A 17471-nucleotide genomic window follows, 5' to 3' on the forward strand; every position below is an offset into this window, starting at 1 on the left:
AATTCCCATTTCAAAATCATATCTCATGAAGAAGATAACTATAATGGTTGCCATAACCTTATTGTGCAACAATGATTCCAATGCACAATCATTGGCCGTGAATACCGATGGAAGTACGGCCCATGGAAGCGCCCTGCTGGATGTAAAAAGTACTACCAGGGGCCTGCTCATTCCACGGATGACGAAGACAGAGAAAATTGCGATCGGTTCACCCGCCACAGGGTTGTTGATCTTTCAAACAGCGCCTGATAGTGTTGGTTTCCATTATTACAGTGGCAGCAACTGGGCGTGGTTGGCCAACAGTGTTACCCCGGAGGAATGGCTGATCACCGGCAACAGCAATGCCACGGCCTCCAGCTATCTGGGTACCAATAACGGCACCGATCTCCGTTTTGCGGCAAACAGTTTTGAATTTGGACGCATCAGTTCCAACTCGGGTTTTTGGGGTTACGGCGAGATCAATCCGCAATACAATATGGATATCGCACTGGGTACCGCTGCTGTAAATCCCTGTACACGCAATGGTATACGCCTTAAGCCGCCCGGTTTCAGCAATGGCTGCGATAATGGTTTTTTTATGGGACTTGATAATAATCTTTCCATTGCGGATGCTTCCATCTGGAATTATGGAAACAATTTATCGGGTGCACAAAATCTTAAACTGGGACTTAACAATACCGAAATAGTCCGGTTTACCACTGCCGCCTTCCAGGGATTGGGTGAAACAGACCCGCAATACAATTTAGACATGCGGCTGGGTATAGCAGCTGTTTTTCCATGCATCCGGAACGGGATACGGTTGAATACCCCTGCAAACAGCAATGCTTGCGAACGGGGGCTGTTTGTAGGGTATGATAACAATACGGTTTTAAGTACGGCTTCTTTCTGGAATTTTGGTGATGGCTCCTCATTTCCGCCCGGCTATTCTTTGCGTTTTGGCCTGGGAGGCGATTTTACGCTTGGCGAAAAAATGCGGATCACCGGTGACGGAGTCGGGATAGGCTCTACCAGTCCCATTGCAAAATTGCATATCATCGACAGAACGGGCGCTCTTCTTCCGGGTGTAATGGTCACCAATACTTCGCTGCCTTCGTCCTCCAACGGATTTTATACCGGCTTAAAAGATAACGGCATTGGCAACACAGGAAGGGTATGGAATTACCAGAATGCCGACATTGAATTTGGCGCCAACGATATTCTGCGGATGATCATTGCTTCTTCCGGGGAAGTAGGCATTGCCACTTCGTTGCCGCCTACAAGTACGTTACAGGTGGATGGAACGCTTGCAGTAGGGGTTTCTTCAAATATTACTGGTGGTACGATCGGTTCACCAACTGTGATCAGTACGCAAAAATCATTTTTATCACTAAGCCCTTCCGGGGGGGATCATTATCAATTGCCAAATCCTTTAAATTGTGCCGGCCGCATCTATTATATACGGAATACCGATAATACTGTTGCGGCACAGCTTGGAAGTGTGGCTGGTTTGATCTGCCCGGGCAGTGGTGCCTGTCTTGCCCCCGGTGCTTACTATTCAATGGCTGGTGCCGCATCAGGCAAAACGGTTATTGCTATTTCCGATGGAACGAACTGGACCGTAGGAAAGATCGATTGATGATTACCGGGTTCAAAAATAGAAGGACCAATTGAAAATCAGGAATTGATTATTGAACATTTCTTAGCCCAATGAATATTCAAAGTACAACAATCCATGTTCAACTGATCATCCGGAACACCGTCCATTTTTGTGATGCAGGAACAATATAGGGGGCTATGGCATCGCTGTATTGTTTGAACTGCGGCTGCCCCATTTCGCTCAATGCTTTTTCAAAATCAGCCAGGGATTCGAAAAGATATTCGTCTACGATATGTGAAGGTGATTCGCCGATATGCCCCACACTCAACCGGTTCACTGAATTTTTAAAATGTGATGATCTGAATTTTTCGGCGCCCCAGGCTTTGATGATGTCGAGCGCTTCTTTTTGTTTACCGAAAACAATGTCGATGGTCCATACACAGTTGTACATGGTGATTTTATTTAGAAGGTTAAGATGCGGGATACGAGATGCAGGATGCCGGATACAAGATGCTGCATAGGAAAGAACAACTCTACGATCCCGAATAAACTTATCTGGCATCTTGAATCCTGGATTTATGATCTTACCCTGTTCCGTATATACACCAGCTTTATCCCTGCTTTGTCCGTTTCTTTCTTATCGATCTCGATCTGGGGGATTGATTTAATGAGGGGTGTTAGTTTCTGAAACCCGTAATTCCGGGGATCAAAATTGGGCTGTTTTTTCAGCAGCAGGTTGCCCACATCACCCAGGAACGCCCATCCGTTCTCATCGGCCAGGTCATCAATGCTGGCAGCGATCAATTTGATTGTCTCCTTACTGAGCTTATCAACCGAAGCCCTGGGAGCAGGTTTACTGGTCTTCGTTTTTACTGTATTTTTTTCTTCTGCTTCAAAGGCCGGGATGATCTCCATGTAAATGAATTTGTCGCAGGCCACGATGAACGGGTTGGGCGTCTTCTTCTGCCCGATGCCATAAACTTTCATACCGGCTTCTCTCAATCGCAGTGCCAGGCGGGTGAAATCACTGTCGCTGCTGATGATACAGAACCCGTCCACTTTGCCGGAATAGAGAATGTCCATGGCATCAATGATGAGGGCGCTGTCGCTGGAATTCTTCCCGCTGGTATAACTGTATTGCTGGATGGGGGTGATGGCATTTTCCAGCAGCACATTCTTCCAGCCCGAGACGGTGGGCCTTGTCCAGTCTCCATAGATCCTTTTAAACGTGGGGGTGCCGTACTTGGCAATTTCTTCCATCACGCCCTTTACATTGCTGTAAGGCACATTGTCGGCGTCTATCAGGACCGCAAGCCGTATATCTTTTTGTATTTCCATAAAATGATTATACACAATATAACTCTTTTTTCCGCAACCTGCCGGAGTGAGGCCTGTAAAGGCAACTCATCTCACCGAACCACAGTTCATCCGTAAAAATTAACCATTTGGTTAAATTTAATTTGGATTTTAAGAAAACCGGGTTAGTTTTGCATAATTAACCAAATGGTTAAAAAATGAAAAAGAAAGACAAGAATACGGAACAGGTGATCCTGCAGACAGCCCGGAAGATATTCATACAGAAGGGGCTGACGGGAGCCCGGATGCAGGATATTGCTGACCAGGCCGGCTTTAACAAGGCGCTGGTGCATTATTATTTTACTTCGAAGGATAACCTGTTCAACCTGGTGTTTGAACAGGAATTCAGTAACCTGTTCTCCAGCCTGGCTACCATCGTTGCTTCCGACCTGCCCCTGTTTGAAAAAATTGAAAGTATTGTATCGCTCGACATTGAGCGCCTGAGCCAGTTCCCCGGCCTGCCCAATTTTGTATTGAATGAGATGAGCCGGAACCCGGATGTGTTATTGAAGCGGCTTAAAAGAATACCGGTGGAGAAAGTGCTGATCGTTTTTCAAAAACAGATCAATTCCGAAATAAAAAAAGGAACAATCCGGAAGATAACGGCCGAGCAGCTTTTCATCAATATTCAGTCCATGTGCATCTTCCCCTTCATCGCCCGGCCCATGATCAAGGCGCTGATGCAGATGGATGAAAAAACATACATGACCATGATCCAGAGGCGAAAAACAGAGGTAGCCCAATTCATCATCAGCGCCATTAAAGCATGATCTTTTTAAATCAATAAAGACATTTTATGAAGATAAAACACATAATTATTTCCTGTTTGTTGTTTGCTGCTGACCGGCTGATGGCCCAGGATAAACCAGTACTCACGCTGGAGCAGTGTTATACACTGGCATCCACCGTTTCTCCGCTGGCCGAGCAAAAGGCACTTACCATCCGTGCCGGAAATATGGCCGAGAAGAACCAGAACCTCAAATGGCTGCCGCAGGTTGACCTGAATGCACAGGCAACTTATCAATCGGCTGTTACATCTTTCCCGGCAAAGTTGCCCAATGTAACCGTTGAAGAATTGAGTAAAGACCAATACAAAGGAACGCTTGATATTCTGCAGCCGGTTTACGACGGAGGTGTCATCAGCACACAGAAAAAACTGCAGCATGCAACCACCAATGTGGAAAGCCAGCGGGTGGAAGTAGACCTGTTCCAGCTTAGATCAAAAGTGAACGGGTATTTCTTTACCGCTATATTGATGGAAGAGAATATCCGGGTGATGAACCTGGTAAAGGACGACCTGGATAATAACATCAAAAAGCTAACTGCACAGGCAGCAAATGGTATTGCTACAAACAGTAACGTAGACGTATTGAAGGCAGAACTGTTGAAAACATCGCAAAAGATCATTGAATACAACGCTGCCCGGAAAGCCGCCATACAAATGCTGGAAATACTTACCGGTACAGCGATCGCTGAAAGTACATCGTTTGTAAAACCAGCTGGCGCTGCCAATACAGATGAGGCAGTTTCAGATCGCCCCGAATTGAAATTATTCGACTTTCAAAAGCAGCAGTTTCAGTTGCAATCGAAACTGATCGGTGCAAGGTCAAATCCCAGGTTCTCATTCTTTGCAAATGGAGGATACGGGAAACCAGGCCTGAACATGCTGAAGAACGAATTCCAGTGGTTCTATACCGGCGGCGTGAGGTTGAGCATTCCTATTACCGGACAATTCACGAAGCAGCGTGATCAACGGGTCATTAAGATACAGGAACAGATCGTTGAGAGGCAGAAAGAAAATTTTCTGAACAACAACCGGCAATTGCTTGTTCAGCAAAAAAATGAGGTGGAAAAATACAAGCAACTGGTGGCAACGGATGCAGAGATCGTTGCCCTGCGGACAAAGATAAAAGAGAATGCTTCCTTCCGCCTGGCCAACGGCATTATCACTTCCAGCGATTACATCACCGAACTGAATGCCGAGAGCCAGGCCATGCTTACGCAGAAGCTGCATGAGATACAATGGCTGCAGTCGCAATACAATTACAAACTCATTCTTGGTAAATAAAATACGTCAAATACAATTTTATGAAATCAATTTTTAAAAAACTGCTCACACCGCTTGCCATCATGAGCTTTGTTTCCTGTAACAACGGGAACGGCAATTACGATGCTTCCGGAACTTTTGAAGCGGATGAAGTGATCGTTTCGGCAGAGGCCACCGGGAAGATCCTGCAATTGAATATTGAGGAAGGAGCCAGCCTGGCAAAGGACTCGGTTGTTGGAAAGATAGACCCAACCGCCATTGAATTGCAAAAGGAACAGGCCTCCTCTTCTGTAGAAGCATTGCAGCAACGAACCAATGATGCTGAGCCGCAGGTTAACATACTGGAGTCGCAGATGTTGCTGCAGACAAAACAAATTGCCGTAGATGAAGAGCAGTTACGGGTGTTGCAAAAAGAACAGCAGCGTTTTCAGAAACTGGTTGCTGCCGATGCAGTGCCTGCCAAACAACTGGATGATATCAACGGGCAGGTAAATGTGCTGAAAGAAAAGATCGTAGCGGGCAAAACACAGTTGCATGTGCTGCAAAGCCAGGTCAGTTCGCAACGCCGTTCCGTGGCCATTCAGAACAGGGGGATATTGAGTGAGAAGATCCCTATGGAAAAAAGGGTTGCCCAGATACAGGACCAGCTTGACAAGACAACGATCAGGAACCCGGTTGCAGGTACAGTGCTTACCAAATACGCCCGGCAAAATGAATTTACCGTCACCGGCAAAGCCCTGTACAGGATCGCTGACCTGTCCACGATGAAACTGCGTGCCTACATCACCGGCGATCAGCTGGCGCAGGTTAAACTGAACCAGCCCGTAAAAGTAAAAGTGGATGACGGGAAGGGAAAATACAGGGAACTGCCCGGTACCATTTCCTGGATATCAGATAAGGCGGAATTCACACCAAAAACCATTCAAACAAAAGAAGAACGTGCCAACCTGGTGTATGCGGTTAAGATAAATGTGAAGAATGATGGCTACCTGAAGATCGGGATGTATGGCGAAGTGGTTTTTTAAAAATGAGATAATGAATGCAGTTACGGTAAATAATATTGTAAAGACCTATGGCTCAAAAAAAGAAACAGTAAAAGCGCTTGATGAAGTTTCTTTTACGGTTGAAAAAGGAGAGCTGTTTGGTATCATCGGCCCGGATGGGGCCGGTAAGACCTCCCTGTTCCGGATATTGACCACCTTGTTGCCCGCCGACAGTGGTACTGCAGGCGTTGATGGATCTGATTTGGTAAAGGAATACAAAGAGATCCGCCACCGGGTTGGGTATATGCCCGGAAAATTTTCGCTGTACCAGGACCTGACCGTGGAAGAGAACCTGGAATTCTTTGCCAGTATTTTTAATACCAGCATCGCGGCAAATTATGAACTGGTGAAGAATATTTATGTGCAGATAGAACCGTTCAAAGACCGGCGTACCGGAAAATTATCCGGTGGTATGAAGCAGAAGCTGGCCCTGTGCTGTGCCCTCATTCACAAACCTTCTGTTTTATTCCTGGATGAACCTACCACGGGTGTGGATGCTGTTTCGAGAAAAGAATTCTGGGAAATGTTGAAAGACCTGAAGAAGCAGGGCATCACCATCCTGGTTTCCACACCCTATATGGATGAAGCAGCGATGTGCGACCGGGTGGCATTGATGCAGATGGGAAGGATCATGAGTATTGATACCCCGGGAAATATCATCAGTAAATTCAGTAAACCGCTCTGGGCTGTACGTTCGCAGGAAATGTACCGCCTGCTGAATGACCTGAAACGCTATGAGAGCACAGAAAGCTGCAACAGTTTCGGCGAATACCATCACCTGGTCTTAAAAAATGATGACAGTAATGAAAATGAAATTCTGAGTTACCTGCGTGAACATCAGCATAAGAATATCGATATTAAAAGAACACAGCCAAATATTGAGGATTGCTTTATGCAGTTGATGCAGCAATAATTAAAACTATCATGAAGGAGACCGTTATAAAAGTTGATAAGCTCACAAAAAAATTTGGTGACTTTATTGCCACCAACCAGGTCTCCTTTGAGGTGGAGAAGGGAGAGATATTTGGATTCCTGGGTGCCAATGGTGCCGGTAAAACCACTGCCATGCGCATGCTTTGCGGGTTACTGCTTCCTTCTTCCGGTTCAGCCAGCGTAGCCGGGTTTGATGTGTACAGGCAGACGGAACACATCAAACAGAACATTGGCTACATGAGTCAGAAATTCTCTTTATACGAGGACCTGACCGTTAAAGAGAATATCCGTTTTTATGCTGGCATTTACGGAATAAGCAGGCCGGTCATAAAACAGAAGATGGGCTTGCTGCTGGAAAAATTGCAGATGACCCACGAAGAGAACAGCCTGGTAAGATCCCTGCCGCTTGGCTGGAAACAGAAGCTGGCATTCTCAGTAGCCATCCTTCATGAACCAAAGATCGTTTTCCTGGATGAACCCACCGGCGGTGTGGACCCGGTGACAAGGCGTGAATTCTGGAACCTGATCTACGAGGCCGCTGAAAAAGGCATCACCGTTTTTGTGACCACCCATTATATGGATGAAGCGGAGTATTGCAACCGGGTCTCCATCATGGTGGATGGGAAGATCGAGGCACTGGATACACCCCGTAACCTGAAAACAACATTCAAAGCAGCATCCATGGATGAAGTATTCCTGCAACTGGCAAGGGGAGCAAAACGCACAGCAGATTAAAAAAGATGAAACAATTTATCATATTCGTAAAGAAAGAATTCCGTCACATTTTCCGCGACCGGAAATCGCTGCTCATCATCGTCATGATGCCCATTGTTCAGATCATCCTGTTTGGATTTGCCCTTACCAATGAGATCAAGAACAGCCATATTGCCGTGCTGGATAACGCAAAGGATGAATCAAGCCGCACCATCATCCAGCGGCTGGATGCAAGCCGGTATTTTAATGTTGCCATGTATCTGAACACAAGGCAGGATATTGAAACGGCGTTTAAGACCGGTAAGATAAGACTGGTGGTTGTTTTCCAGCCCGGGTTCCGGGGATCGTTGCTGCATACCAACCATGCGCAGGTTCAACTGATCGCCGATGCATCTGATCCGAACACGGCCACCACGGTAACAAACTATGCATCCAATGTGATCGGCGATTACCAGAAAGAACTGAATACACAGGTACAGGTCCCGTACATGATCAGGCCCGAGATCAGGATGCTGTATAACCCGCAGCTGAAGGGCGCTTATAATTTTGTACCGGGTGTGATGGCGATGATACTGATACTCATTGCTGCCATGATGACCTCGGTGGCCATCGTACGGGAAAAGGAGATCAATACGATGGAGGTATTATTGGTATCACCCTTGAAGCCGCTGTTGTTCATTTTAAGCAAGGCCATTCCTTATATATTCCTGTCGCTGGTAAATGTTTCAACGATCCTGCTGGTGAGTGTAACCCTCCTGGAAGTACCCATCAACGGCAGCCTGTTCTTATTAATGGCCGAATCGTTGTTGTTCATCATTACCGCTGTTTCACTGGGACTGATGATATCTACCCTGACCAAGACACAGCAGGAGGCACAGATGTTCTCCCTTATGGCCCTGTTGTTGCCAACGCTGTTGCTGGGAGGATTCATGTTCCCGATCGAAAGTATGCCCTTGCCGTTGCGGATCATTTCCAATATCGTACCCTCCAAATGGTTCTTTCATATCGTGAAGGATGTGATGATAAAAGGACTTGGATTCTCAGTCGTATGGAAGGAATCGCTGGTACTGGTGGGCATGACCTTATTGCTCCTGGGCATCAGCTTTAAAAAATTTAAAACACGCCTGGCATGAAAAGACTGCTGGTCATACTGGAAAAAGAATTCCGCCAGGTATTCCGGAACCCCGCCATCCTGCGCATGGTGCTGGTGATGCCCGTGGTGCAGTTGCTGGTATTTCCCTTTGCCGCCAATTACGAAGTGAAGAATGTGTTGTTGTCGGTAGTGGATCATGATCATTCATCCTATTCGCAGAAATTCATCAATAAGATAACCGGGTCGGGTTATTTTAAACTTACTGACTATTCTCCTTCTTACGATAAAGCTATGGAGTCGGTTGAACAGGATAAGGCAGATCTTATTATAGAGATCCTGCCGGTTTTGAAAAGGACCTGGTTAAAGAGAGTAAAGCCAGCATGCTGATAGCGGTAAATGCGGTGAACGGTACCAAGGCAAACCTGGGCGGTGCCTATGCGGCCAACATCATCCGGGAGTTTAATTCGGAAGTGCAGATGCAGTGGATAAATTTCCCCCGCTTCAATGCACAACCAGCCATTGAGATCACATCGGGCAACTGGTATAATCCCACCATGAATTACAAATTCTTCATGGTGCCGGGCATACTCGTGACCCTGCTTACACTGATCGGCAGCATTATGGCAGCCCTGAACATAGTTCATGAAAAAGAGATCGGGACCATTGAACAGATCAATGTTTCTCCCATAACCAGATTGGAGTTTATTTTAGGAAAACTCATCCCGTTTTGGATCCTGGGCCTTGTGACCCTTACGCTGGGTTTACTGGTATCCTGGTTATTTTACGGAATCATTCCTGTTGGCAGCATTGCCTTGATATATCTTTTTGGAATGGTATTCCTCTTTACCCTGCTGGGAGTGGGTTTACTGATATCCACGTATGCCGAAACACAGACGCAGGCAACTTTTGTAAGTTTTTTTGTAATGATGCTGTTCATGCTGCTGGGCGGTTTATATACCCCTATTGAAAGCATGCCTGAGTGGGCAAAATGGATCACCAAAATAAATCCCGTTGCCTATTTTATTGAAGTAGCCCGGATGATCATCCTGAAGGGCAGCAGTTTTGCTGATGTGAAGCTGCAGTTCTTTTCTGTGCTGGGACTGGGTATCTTCTTCAATACCTGGGCGGTTATGAACTACCGGAAAAGATCGTAACACGGGATTTTCCCTATCCATTGATATAAAGCTCCTCCACTTTCTTCCGTGCCCAGGGTGTTTTGCGCAAGAACTTCAGGCTGGATCTTATACCGGGGTTATTCTTAAAGCAATTAATGGGAATGATCTTTCCCAGTTCCTCCCAGCCATACATCTGCACCAAATGCGTGACGATCATTTCCAGTGTTTTGCCGTGAAGCGGATCATTTGATAGCGGCTGGCTCATCTGTTTTATTGGTTTCTTTTCCTTTTTTCGACATCATTATTCCCAGCATCATGATCACAGCGGATAAGATGACCAGTTGCAATACCAGGGATTTATTCACCAGCGGCATTTGCTGCAACGGAACAATGGATAAAAAAAGCAGTACATTGATCAGCCCCCTGGGTATGATGAACAACATGGGAAAGAGGGCAATGCCCGAAAGTCTGAACTGAACAGCACGAATGAGCAGGGCAGAAGCCATTATCCCTGTGGCCCAAAACAATGTTTCCGTATTCAGTATCTCGTTTGTTTCAATCAGGTAGCCAAACAATAGGAAGAAGACGGTACGTACCAGGAACGTGGCTTCCGTTATCAGGTCTTTGAACTTATGAACTTCGGTATTGAGCTCATCGGGTTTCAGCCTTGCCACCCATTTGAACCGCTTTAGTTCATCCAGGTTTCCCAGGAATAAACCCAGGATGAGTATGAAAATAAGTGATGGCAGGTGATACAGTTTGGCAATGGCATAGATCAGCAGCACCAGTAAAATGATGGGTATGTATTTAATATGGTGGTCTATCTTTCCCAGCAAAAATGCAAGCAACACCGTGGCTATAAAGGAAACAAGGATCATGATGAGCAGTTGCAGGCCTGCCTCAAGCATGCTGTGCGACTGGCCCAGCTCATTCAGCGCTACAAAGTTGAAGAAGACAACGCCAAAGATATCCGACAGGCTGCTTTCGTACGTAATGAATTCCCTGTTAAATGAACTTAGGTATTTCACGCTGGGTATGGCAATGGAACTGCTGATCACACAAAGCGGAACAGCATTGGTCAATGCATCCCGGAAAGAAATGCTCGGCTGAAACAACTGAAAAGCATAGGCCAGCAAAAATGCCAGAACGAGCATGGGAAGCAGCGCTGCCAGCACTGATTTTTTGATGACCGGTGTTTTGGAACGGTTCAGTTCCAGTTCCAGTGAACCCTCCAGTACGATCAGGATCAGGCCCACGGTTCCAAAAAGGGGCAGCAGGCCCCTCAGGTCAGGGATCGTTATGTGTACTGCTGTTGATACCTGGCGCACTGCCCAGCCCAGCAATAACAAAAGGATCACCGAAGGTATCCTGGTTTTGGAAGAAGTGAGGTCAAAGATATAAGCGATGAGTAACAGAATGCAAAGCGTAATAATGATGGTGGAGGTCATGCTTAAAGATAAACAAAACCGCCCTGCTTGAAACAGGACGGTTCAATATTGCTGAACTTAATGAAATCATAATCCCATCTTCTTTTTCAGGTTTGCATCGATCGCATCCAGAAACTCTTCCGTGTACAAATAATGTTCACCATGGTTCACTTTATTGCCATGGATACAAACCGCCAGGTCCTTGGTCATCTTGCCGCTTTCAACGGTCTCAATACAAACGGCTTCCAGGGCATTGCAGAAATCGATCAGTGGCTGGTTGTTATCTAATTTACCACGAAAGGCAAGTCCTCTTGTCCATGCAAAGATGGATGCAATGGGATTGGTGGAAGTGGGTTTACCGGCCTGGTGTTCCCGGTAGTGGCGGGTTACCGTACCGTGGGCTGCTTCTGCTTCCATGGTCTTGCCGTCGGGGGTGACCAGCACCGAGGTCATTAATCCCAATGAACCGAATCCCTGTGCAACGGTATCGCTCTGTACGTCGCCGTCATAATTCTTACAGGCCCATACAAAGTTGCCGTTCCATTTCAACGCACTGGCAACCATGTCATCGATCAGGCGGTGTTCGTAAACTATTTTAGCTGCGTCAAAAGCTTTCTTGAATTCTTTTTGATACACTTCTTCAAAAATATCCTTGAAACGTCCGTCGTATTTTTTGAGGATGGTGTTCTTTGTAGAAAGGTAGAGCGGCCATTTTTTGCTGAGCGCCATATTGAAACAGCTTCTTGCAAAGCCATAGATGCTTTCATCGGTATTGTACATACACAGGGCAACGCCATCTCCTTTATAATTATATACCTCAAATGTTTGTGGCTCGCCACCGCTTTCCGGTGTGAAGGTCATGGTCAGTTTGCCTTTTCCTTTGATCACTGTATCGGTAGCACGGTACTGGTCGCCGAATGCATGACGGCCAACGATGATGGGAGCCGTCCAGTTGGTAACCAGCCTGGGTACATTCTGCATCACGATCGGTTCCCGGAAAACAGTACCATCTAAGATGTTACGAATGGTCCCGTTGGGGCTCTTCCACATCTGTTTCAGGTTGAACTCCTTCACCCTTGCTTCATCGGGGGTGATGGTGGCGCATTTGATGCCCACGCCGCAGGCCTTGATGGCATTGGCGGCATCAATGGTAACCTGGTCGTCGGTCTGGTCACGGTATTCCATGCCCAGGTCGTAATACTGGATGGGAACATCGAGGTAAGGGAGAATAAGCTTGTCTTTGATGAATTTCCAGATGATACGGGTCATTTCATCGCCGTCCAGTTCAACTACGGGATTTGCTACTTTTATTTTTGCCATTTTTTGGTTTTATTTTTTGCGAAAGTATTTATTTTTTGACTGTCATTCTGATCCGCCGGTTGGCGGAGAAGAATCTTTTATTCAGGGTAAGATGCTTCGTACCTCAGCATGACAGTCCAATATTGAATTCTGGTATTTTTAAAATACCGCCTACGCCTATAGCCCCGTCGACTTCTTCAACTGGAAATCTGCAATTACTGCACCCAGGTCAGCAATGATTTCTTCTCCAAACTCACTGGTCTTTAAAAGGGTGGCATTACTCATCAGGTTATAGAAATCGATGGTAACCCGTTTGCGCATGATAGCGGCCTGCAGTGCAGAAGTGATCAGTTCAGCTGCTTCTTTCCAGCCCATATAGTCCAGCATCATGCAGCCGCTGAGGATCACGGAAGATGGGTTCATGCTGTCGGTGCCGGCAAATTTGGGGGCGGTACCATGCGTGGCTTCAAAAACAGCATAACCGGTCTTATAATTTATGTTCGCTCCCGGTGCAATGCCGATGCCGCCCACTTCGGCAGCCAGTGCATCCGAAATATAATCGCCGTTCAGGTTCAGGGTGGCCACTACCGAAAAATCTTTCGGGGCGATCAGTATCTGCTGCAGGAAATTATCGGCAATGATGTCTTTCACCAGCAGTTTCCCGTCGTGCAGGGCCTTTCGCTGTACTTCGTTGGCATGCGCTTCACCGTGTTCTTTTTTCAGCTGGTCCCATTCGTCCCAGGTAAAGGTTTTGTCGCCGTATTCCTGGCGGGCCACTTCATATCCCCAGTTCTTAAAACCGCCTTCGGTGAATTTCATGATATTGCCCTTGTGTACAAGGGTTACGGAAGGGAGGTCATTTTCCAGTGCATAGTTGATGGCAGCCCTCACCAGGCGTTTGCTGCCTTCGGATGAGACCGGTTTTACGCCGTAACTGGAGTCGCCGGGGAAACGGACGCTTTTTACGCCCATTTCTTCCAATAAGAATTTTTCAAATTTCTTTGCTTCCGGTGAACCGGCCATCCATTCAATGCCTGCATAGATGTCTTCTGTATTCTCCCGGAAGATGGTCATGTTCACCTGTTCGGGATGAACAACGGGAGAGGGCACACCTTTGAACCATTTGACCGGCCTCACACAGGCGAACAGGTCCAGGTCCTGCCGCATGGCCACGTTCAGCGAGCGGATGCCGCCGCCGATGGGTGTGGTGAGCGGGCCTTTGATGGAAATGATGTAATCTTTGGCGGTTTGCAGGGTCTCTGCGGGCAGCCATTCACCGGTCTGTTTGAATGCTTTTTCACCGGCCAGCATTTCTTTCCATTCGATTTTTCTTTCGCCGTTGTAGGCTTTGGCCACAGCGGTATCAAATACTTTCTGTGCCACTTTCCATATTTCCGGGCCAATGCCGTCGCCTTCAATGAAGGGGATGATGGGGTTATTGGGTACGTTCAGTTTGCCGCTGGGGGCCATGGTGATCTTTTCAGCCATAATTTTTCACTTGGTCTGACGCCCTCGTCTGACCAATCGTTTAAGTTTTCGTAATTAAAATGAAATGATCAGACGAGGACGTCAGATCATTTTATGTGGCGCAAAGGTACGGTCAATCATTAAAAGTTGATACTACAATTCAGCCAACCACCATCAATATGCACATCCGGGTACTTTTTATAAAAATTTATAGCAGGCTCATTCCAGTCCAGTACCTGCCAGGCCATGCCGCTGTATTTTTTTTCTTTGCATTCTTCGATCAGTTTGTCGAATAATAATTTGCCAATTCCATGCCCCCTCATTTTTTCGGATACGAGGAAATCTTCCAGGTACAGGCGCTGTCCCTTCCAGGTGCTGTAGCGGATATACCAAAGGGCGAATCCAACGACCTCACCCTTCGCTTCGTTCTTCGCCTCACCCTCTCCTTTTGGAGAGGGAAGGGGTGAGGTAGCAACAAAAGCATACCAAACCGGGTTGGGGCCAAAACCACTTTCTACAAAATGATCAAAACTAACCGTTACCGCATCTGGTTCTTTTTCATACACGGCCAGTTCATGAACCAGTTCCATCATTCTTTTGCAATCTTCTTTTACGGCTCTTCTTATTACAACCTCCCCCAAACCCCCTCCGAAGGAGGGGGCTTTTGAAGACTCCGATGAGTTAAAATCCTTTTCTGAGTTTGTAGAGTTATTCTCTGTCATAAATAAAAATTCTTTAAATAATTGTCCTGTTTAAGCCCCTCCTTTGGTCCCGACAGCTATCGGGAGGGGAGGCTGTTGTCCAGGTCCATCAGTATATCCTGCACATTCTCGATCCCCACACTCATCCGTATCAATCCATCGGTGATGCCATACTGTTCTCTTTTTTCTTTGGGTACTCCATGATGCGTCATGCTTGCCGGGTGACAAAGCAGGGTATCGCAGGTGCCGAGTGATACCGCACGGATACACATCTGCAGTTTATCAATGAACTGTTTAGCTGCCTCCAGCCCGTCCTTCATTTCAAAACTCAGCATGGCACCGGCATGGCGCATTTGTTTTGATGCCGTGTGATAGTCGGGATGGGATATAAGACCCAAATAGTTCACCTTGCTTACAGCAGGATGATCCTCTAAATAAGCGGCCACTTCCATGGCATTGTGGCAATGCCGTTGCATGCGTACCTCGAGCGTCTTCATTCCCTGCGTTAATAAAAAAGCATCAAAGGAATTACTGTTGCCACCCAGCAGCCGGTGCACCTTGGTGATGTGGCCGTTCATTAATTCAATATCCTTCCCGATCAATACGCCGCCAATGGCCGTACCATGCCCGTTTAAGAATTTGGTGGTGCTGTGAAATACAAAATCCACCCCATATAGAAATGGCTGTTGCAGAAAAGGCGTGGCAAAGGTATTGTCAACCGCCACGACCAGGGCATTCTCCTTTCCCAATGCGGCCAGTTCTTCCAGGTCAACACACTGGATGGTTGGATTGGCCGGTGTTTCCAGGTAAAGCATCTTTATTTTATCATCCGCAAGGATCGCCTGCTGTGCTTTGTCCAGGTCCCTCAGGTCGGTGATGATGACCTCAATACCCAGTGCCGGAAGGATCTTTTCAAGCAACTCCTGCGTGCCACCATACAGGGAGTAGTGTGATAATATCTTATCGCCTGCTTTCAGCGTTCCGATCATCAGGGTACTCAATGCAGCCATGCCGCTGGAATGTAAAATGGCTTTCAGCATCAGCGGTTCGCCTGTTTCACTGGCGAGGCCAAAACTTTCCAGCGCTGCGATCTTCTGTTCTGCTTCGGTGATGGTGGGGTTTCCCCAGCGGCTGTAGATATAACCTTTCTCCTCGCCGCTGAACCTCCGCATGCCCTGTTCGGCTTCATCAAACACGTAGGTGCTGCTGGCATAAATGGGGGTAAGGTGTGCGTAGTTGGGATCCGGTTCATGACCACCATGTATGGCCACCGAACTGAAACCGGTATAAGGAAAATTTTTAGCTGGCATTGTTGATAATTATTGAAGAGTGATGTGAACGGAATACCTACTTTCGAAAAGTAAAATTAAGAAAAACCATGAAGCAACTCCTGCAGCAATGTGCAGCGTATACCGCCTGGGCCAATCAAAAGATATTTGACTGCATCAGCAACTTACCGGAAGAACAGGTTGACAAAGAAATTGTAAGCAGTTTTCCATCCATCCGCAAAACGGTGATCCATATGTGGGATGCTGAAGCAGCCTGGTGGCAACGGGTACGGCTTGCCGAAAAAGTGGAGATACCCAGCGAAGGTTTTACCGGCGGTTTCTCAGAACTGCTGGCAAGGGTCAGCCAGCAATCACAGGTATGGAAAGACTGGGTGGATAATGCCACCGAAGCGCAATTGCAGCATGTGTTTGCTTACCGCAATAACAAGAAGGAAGAATTCAAACAGCCGGTATATGAAGTACTGCTGCATGTTTTTAATCACGGCACGTATCACCGGGGACAACTGGTTACCATGCTGCGGCAACTGGGAGCAGATAAGATCCCCCAAACGGATTTCGTTGTTTTTTGCAGGAAGAAATAGAAGTAGTGAGCAGTTGGCAGTTGGCAATTTGCAAGAATCCGGCATCTGGTATCCGGCATCCGGTATCCCGTATCAATTATGATCTATCATCGTCATCTTAACACCATATCCCTGCCTGTATCCGCCACGACCGGGAGTAGGGGGCTGGTATTCTACGTGCAGGAAATTGCGGTAAACAAGCCCGAGGCCCTTTGCATACCTTTCGGCACCCTGGTTTATTTCGCTGTATGAATTGGGGTCATTGGGATTCCCGATCACTTCATCCCGCTGGTCAACTTTCAGCGTACTGTCAACCGTAAGTGCAGCAAGGCTGATCGTTGTATTCAGGCTGTCGTAGGTATAATCCCAATCGTCCAGATATTTTACATCCGAGTTTAAAGAATAGGTATCAATATAACTGTTGCCCTTCCAGCTGAACCCGTTCCGTACGGGCGCTTTCATTTTAATGAAGCGCATGTTGTTCTCAATGAATTCAACAGAAAATTCGGTGGGCACTGCCATAAAGGTATTATCCGGTACCCAGGGGTTGGCGGCTGTTTTGCGTATGTAACGGATGATGCGGTAGGCAGGCCTTCCAAGGTTATCGGTAATGAGTGCATCCACCTGGTGTTTTACCTGGTAGTTGATGACCGTATCCTTTGTACCGAAGTTGATGAAAACGGTTGAGTCTAAACTGTAGCTGATGTACTTGCCAACAGCCAGCGGGTAATAATCACTCACAGGAGGGGTTTGAAAATCTTCGGTGCTTTTTTTACAGGCACTGAAAATGACCACTGTAATTATGGTTGCAAGAAGAAAAAACTTTCTCATAAGTTTCTATGGGTTACCAA

At 46.9% G+C, this 17471-nt stretch carries 17 protein-coding genes and 1 pseudogene; 9 read left to right on the plus strand and 9 right to left on the minus strand.

Going from position 1 to position 17471, the window contains the following annotated elements; translation table 11 throughout:
• Nucleotides 1-25 precede the first annotated feature (25 nt).
• Nucleotides 26-1615 carry a hypothetical protein gene (locus IPJ02_12470; protein ID MBK7376336.1) on the plus strand — a complete coding sequence of 530 codons (1590 nt, stop codon included), beginning with the start codon at nt 26-28 and terminating at the stop codon, nt 1613-1615.
• A 100-nt stretch (nt 1616-1715) separates the two neighbouring features.
• Here the strand turns inward: IPJ02_12470 and IPJ02_12475 are convergent, their stop codons facing one another.
• Both IPJ02_12475 and IPJ02_12480 read right to left on the minus strand, forming a co-directional pair.
• Nucleotides 1716-2027, minus strand: a complete 312-nt coding sequence (locus IPJ02_12475; GenBank protein ID MBK7376337.1) for a hypothetical protein — start codon at nt 2025-2027, stop codon at nt 1716-1718.
• A 125-nt stretch (nt 2028-2152) separates the two neighbouring features.
• Entirely contained in the window at nt 2153-2914 is a 762-nt protein-coding gene (locus IPJ02_12480; GenBank protein MBK7376338.1) for an NYN domain-containing protein, read from the minus strand.
• Nucleotides 2915-3090: 176 nt separating this feature from the next.
• Between IPJ02_12480 and IPJ02_12485 the strand changes: the two genes are divergently transcribed.
• The 7 genes and pseudogenes from IPJ02_12485 to IPJ02_12515 all read left to right on the plus strand — a co-directional run bounded on the left by IPJ02_12485 (nt 3091) and on the right by IPJ02_12515 (nt 9916).
• Nucleotides 3091-3702, plus strand: a complete 612-nt coding sequence (locus tag IPJ02_12485; protein MBK7376339.1) for a TetR/AcrR family transcriptional regulator — start codon at nt 3091-3093, stop codon at nt 3700-3702.
• Nucleotides 3703-3728: 26 nt separating this feature from the next.
• Complete coding sequence (locus IPJ02_12490; GenBank protein ID MBK7376340.1) at nt 3729-5000, plus strand: TolC family protein; 1272 nt, start codon at nt 3729-3731, stop codon at nt 4998-5000.
• Between the two features lie 20 nt (nt 5001-5020).
• Nucleotides 5021-6004: an HlyD family efflux transporter periplasmic adaptor subunit gene (locus IPJ02_12495; protein MBK7376341.1), complete on the plus strand. Its 984-nt coding sequence runs from the start codon at nt 5021-5023 to the stop codon at nt 6002-6004.
• A 10-nt stretch (nt 6005-6014) separates the two neighbouring features.
• On the plus strand, nt 6015-6935 hold the full coding sequence (locus IPJ02_12500) for an ABC transporter ATP-binding protein (GenBank protein MBK7376342.1): 921 nt from the start codon (nt 6015-6017) through the stop codon (nt 6933-6935).
• 11 nt (nt 6936-6946) lie between these two features.
• Nucleotides 6947-7690 carry an ABC transporter ATP-binding protein gene (locus tag IPJ02_12505; GenBank protein ID MBK7376343.1) on the plus strand — a complete coding sequence of 248 codons (744 nt, stop codon included), beginning with the start codon at nt 6947-6949 and terminating at the stop codon, nt 7688-7690.
• Nucleotides 7691-7695: 5 nt separating this feature from the next.
• Nucleotides 7696-8802, plus strand: coding sequence for an ABC transporter permease (locus IPJ02_12510; protein MBK7376344.1), 1107 nt, complete (start codon nt 7696-7698; stop codon nt 8800-8802).
• A pseudogene (locus IPJ02_12515) lies at nt 8799-9916 on the plus strand (ABC transporter permease). The gene IPJ02_12510 and the pseudogene IPJ02_12515 overlap by 4 nt, the downstream one beginning before the upstream one ends.
• A gap of 13 nt (nt 9917-9929) precedes the next feature.
• Here IPJ02_12515 and IPJ02_12520 read toward each other — a convergent pair.
• From IPJ02_12520 to IPJ02_12545, 6 genes are all read right to left on the minus strand, one after another.
• Nucleotides 9930-10142 carry a DUF2132 domain-containing protein gene (locus IPJ02_12520; protein ID MBK7376345.1) on the minus strand — a complete coding sequence of 71 codons (213 nt, stop codon included), beginning with the start codon at nt 10140-10142 and terminating at the stop codon, nt 9930-9932.
• Entirely contained in the window at nt 10120-11325 is a 1206-nt protein-coding gene (locus tag IPJ02_12525) for a sodium:proton antiporter (protein MBK7376346.1), read from the minus strand. The genes IPJ02_12520 and IPJ02_12525 overlap by 23 nt, the downstream gene beginning before the upstream one ends.
• Before the next feature lie 66 nt (nt 11326-11391).
• Nucleotides 11392-12624 carry an isocitrate dehydrogenase (NADP(+)) gene (locus IPJ02_12530; protein MBK7376347.1) on the minus strand — a complete coding sequence of 411 codons (1233 nt, stop codon included), beginning with the start codon at nt 12622-12624 and terminating at the stop codon, nt 11392-11394.
• A gap of 156 nt (nt 12625-12780) precedes the next feature.
• The gene (icd, locus tag IPJ02_12535; protein ID MBK7376348.1) at nt 12781-14091 is read right to left on the minus strand and encodes an NADP-dependent isocitrate dehydrogenase; all 1311 of its coding nucleotides are present in this window, start codon (nt 14089-14091) and stop codon (nt 12781-12783) included.
• A gap of 119 nt (nt 14092-14210) precedes the next feature.
• Complete coding sequence (locus IPJ02_12540; protein ID MBK7376349.1) at nt 14211-14792, minus strand: GNAT family N-acetyltransferase; 582 nt, start codon at nt 14790-14792, stop codon at nt 14211-14213.
• 56 nt (nt 14793-14848) lie between these two features.
• The gene (locus IPJ02_12545; protein MBK7376350.1) at nt 14849-16081 is read right to left on the minus strand and encodes a PLP-dependent transferase; all 1233 of its coding nucleotides are present in this window, start codon (nt 16079-16081) and stop codon (nt 14849-14851) included.
• A 68-nt stretch (nt 16082-16149) separates the two neighbouring features.
• Here IPJ02_12545 and IPJ02_12550 point away from each other — a divergent pair, with 68 nt between their 5' ends.
• On the plus strand, nt 16150-16641 hold the full coding sequence (locus IPJ02_12550) for a DinB family protein (GenBank protein ID MBK7376351.1): 492 nt from the start codon (nt 16150-16152) through the stop codon (nt 16639-16641).
• Nucleotides 16642-16713: 72 nt separating this feature from the next.
• Here IPJ02_12550 and IPJ02_12555 read toward each other — a convergent pair whose 3' ends face one another.
• The gene (locus tag IPJ02_12555; protein MBK7376352.1) at nt 16714-17451 is read right to left on the minus strand and encodes a hypothetical protein; all 738 of its coding nucleotides are present in this window, start codon (nt 17449-17451) and stop codon (nt 16714-16716) included.
• Nucleotides 17452-17471: the final 20 nt, after the last annotated feature.

This window comes from Chitinophagaceae bacterium (genome assembly GCA_016710165.1).
Classification (GTDB): domain Bacteria; phylum Bacteroidota; class Bacteroidia; order Chitinophagales; family Chitinophagaceae; genus Ferruginibacter.

Bases quoted from the DNA above. Each gene is read 5' to 3' on its own strand.
- IPJ02_12525 (MBK7376346.1), bottom strand. From the start codon at position 11,325: ATGACCTCCACCATCATTATTACGCTTTGCATTCTGTTACTCATCGCT.
- IPJ02_12550 (MBK7376351.1), top strand. From the start codon at position 16,150: ATGAAGCAACTCCTGCAGCAATGTGCAGCGTATACCGCCTGGGCCAAT.
- IPJ02_12540 (MBK7376349.1), bottom strand. From the start codon at position 14,792: ATGACAGAGAATAACTCTACAAACTCAGAAAAGGATTTTAACTCATCG.
- IPJ02_12480 (MBK7376338.1), bottom strand. From the start codon at position 2,914: ATGGAAATACAAAAAGATATACGGCTTGCGGTCCTGATAGACGCCGAC.
- IPJ02_12500 (MBK7376342.1), top strand. From the start codon at position 6,015: ATGAATGCAGTTACGGTAAATAATATTGTAAAGACCTATGGCTCAAAA.
- IPJ02_12470 (MBK7376336.1), top strand. From the start codon at position 26: ATGAAGAAGATAACTATAATGGTTGCCATAACCTTATTGTGCAACAAT.
- IPJ02_12530 (MBK7376347.1), bottom strand. From the start codon at position 12,624: ATGGCAAAAATAAAAGTAGCAAATCCCGTAGTTGAACTGGACGGCGAT.
- icd (MBK7376348.1), bottom strand. From the start codon at position 14,091: ATGGCTGAAAAGATCACCATGGCCCCCAGCGGCAAACTGAACGTACCC.
- IPJ02_12555 (MBK7376352.1), bottom strand. From the start codon at position 17,451: ATGAGAAAGTTTTTTCTTCTTGCAACCATAATTACAGTGGTCATTTTC.
- IPJ02_12520 (MBK7376345.1), bottom strand. From the start codon at position 10,142: ATGAGCCAGCCGCTATCAAATGATCCGCTTCACGGCAAAACACTGGAA.
- IPJ02_12510 (MBK7376344.1), top strand. From the start codon at position 7,696: ATGAAACAATTTATCATATTCGTAAAGAAAGAATTCCGTCACATTTTC.
- IPJ02_12490 (MBK7376340.1), top strand. From the start codon at position 3,729: ATGAAGATAAAACACATAATTATTTCCTGTTTGTTGTTTGCTGCTGAC.
- IPJ02_12485 (MBK7376339.1), top strand. From the start codon at position 3,091: ATGAAAAAGAAAGACAAGAATACGGAACAGGTGATCCTGCAGACAGCC.
- IPJ02_12545 (MBK7376350.1), bottom strand. From the start codon at position 16,081: ATGCCAGCTAAAAATTTTCCTTATACCGGTTTCAGTTCGGTGGCCATA.
- IPJ02_12505 (MBK7376343.1), top strand. From the start codon at position 6,947: ATGAAGGAGACCGTTATAAAAGTTGATAAGCTCACAAAAAAATTTGGT.
- IPJ02_12475 (MBK7376337.1), bottom strand. From the start codon at position 2,027: ATGTACAACTGTGTATGGACCATCGACATTGTTTTCGGTAAACAAAAA.
- IPJ02_12495 (MBK7376341.1), top strand. From the start codon at position 5,021: ATGAAATCAATTTTTAAAAAACTGCTCACACCGCTTGCCATCATGAGC.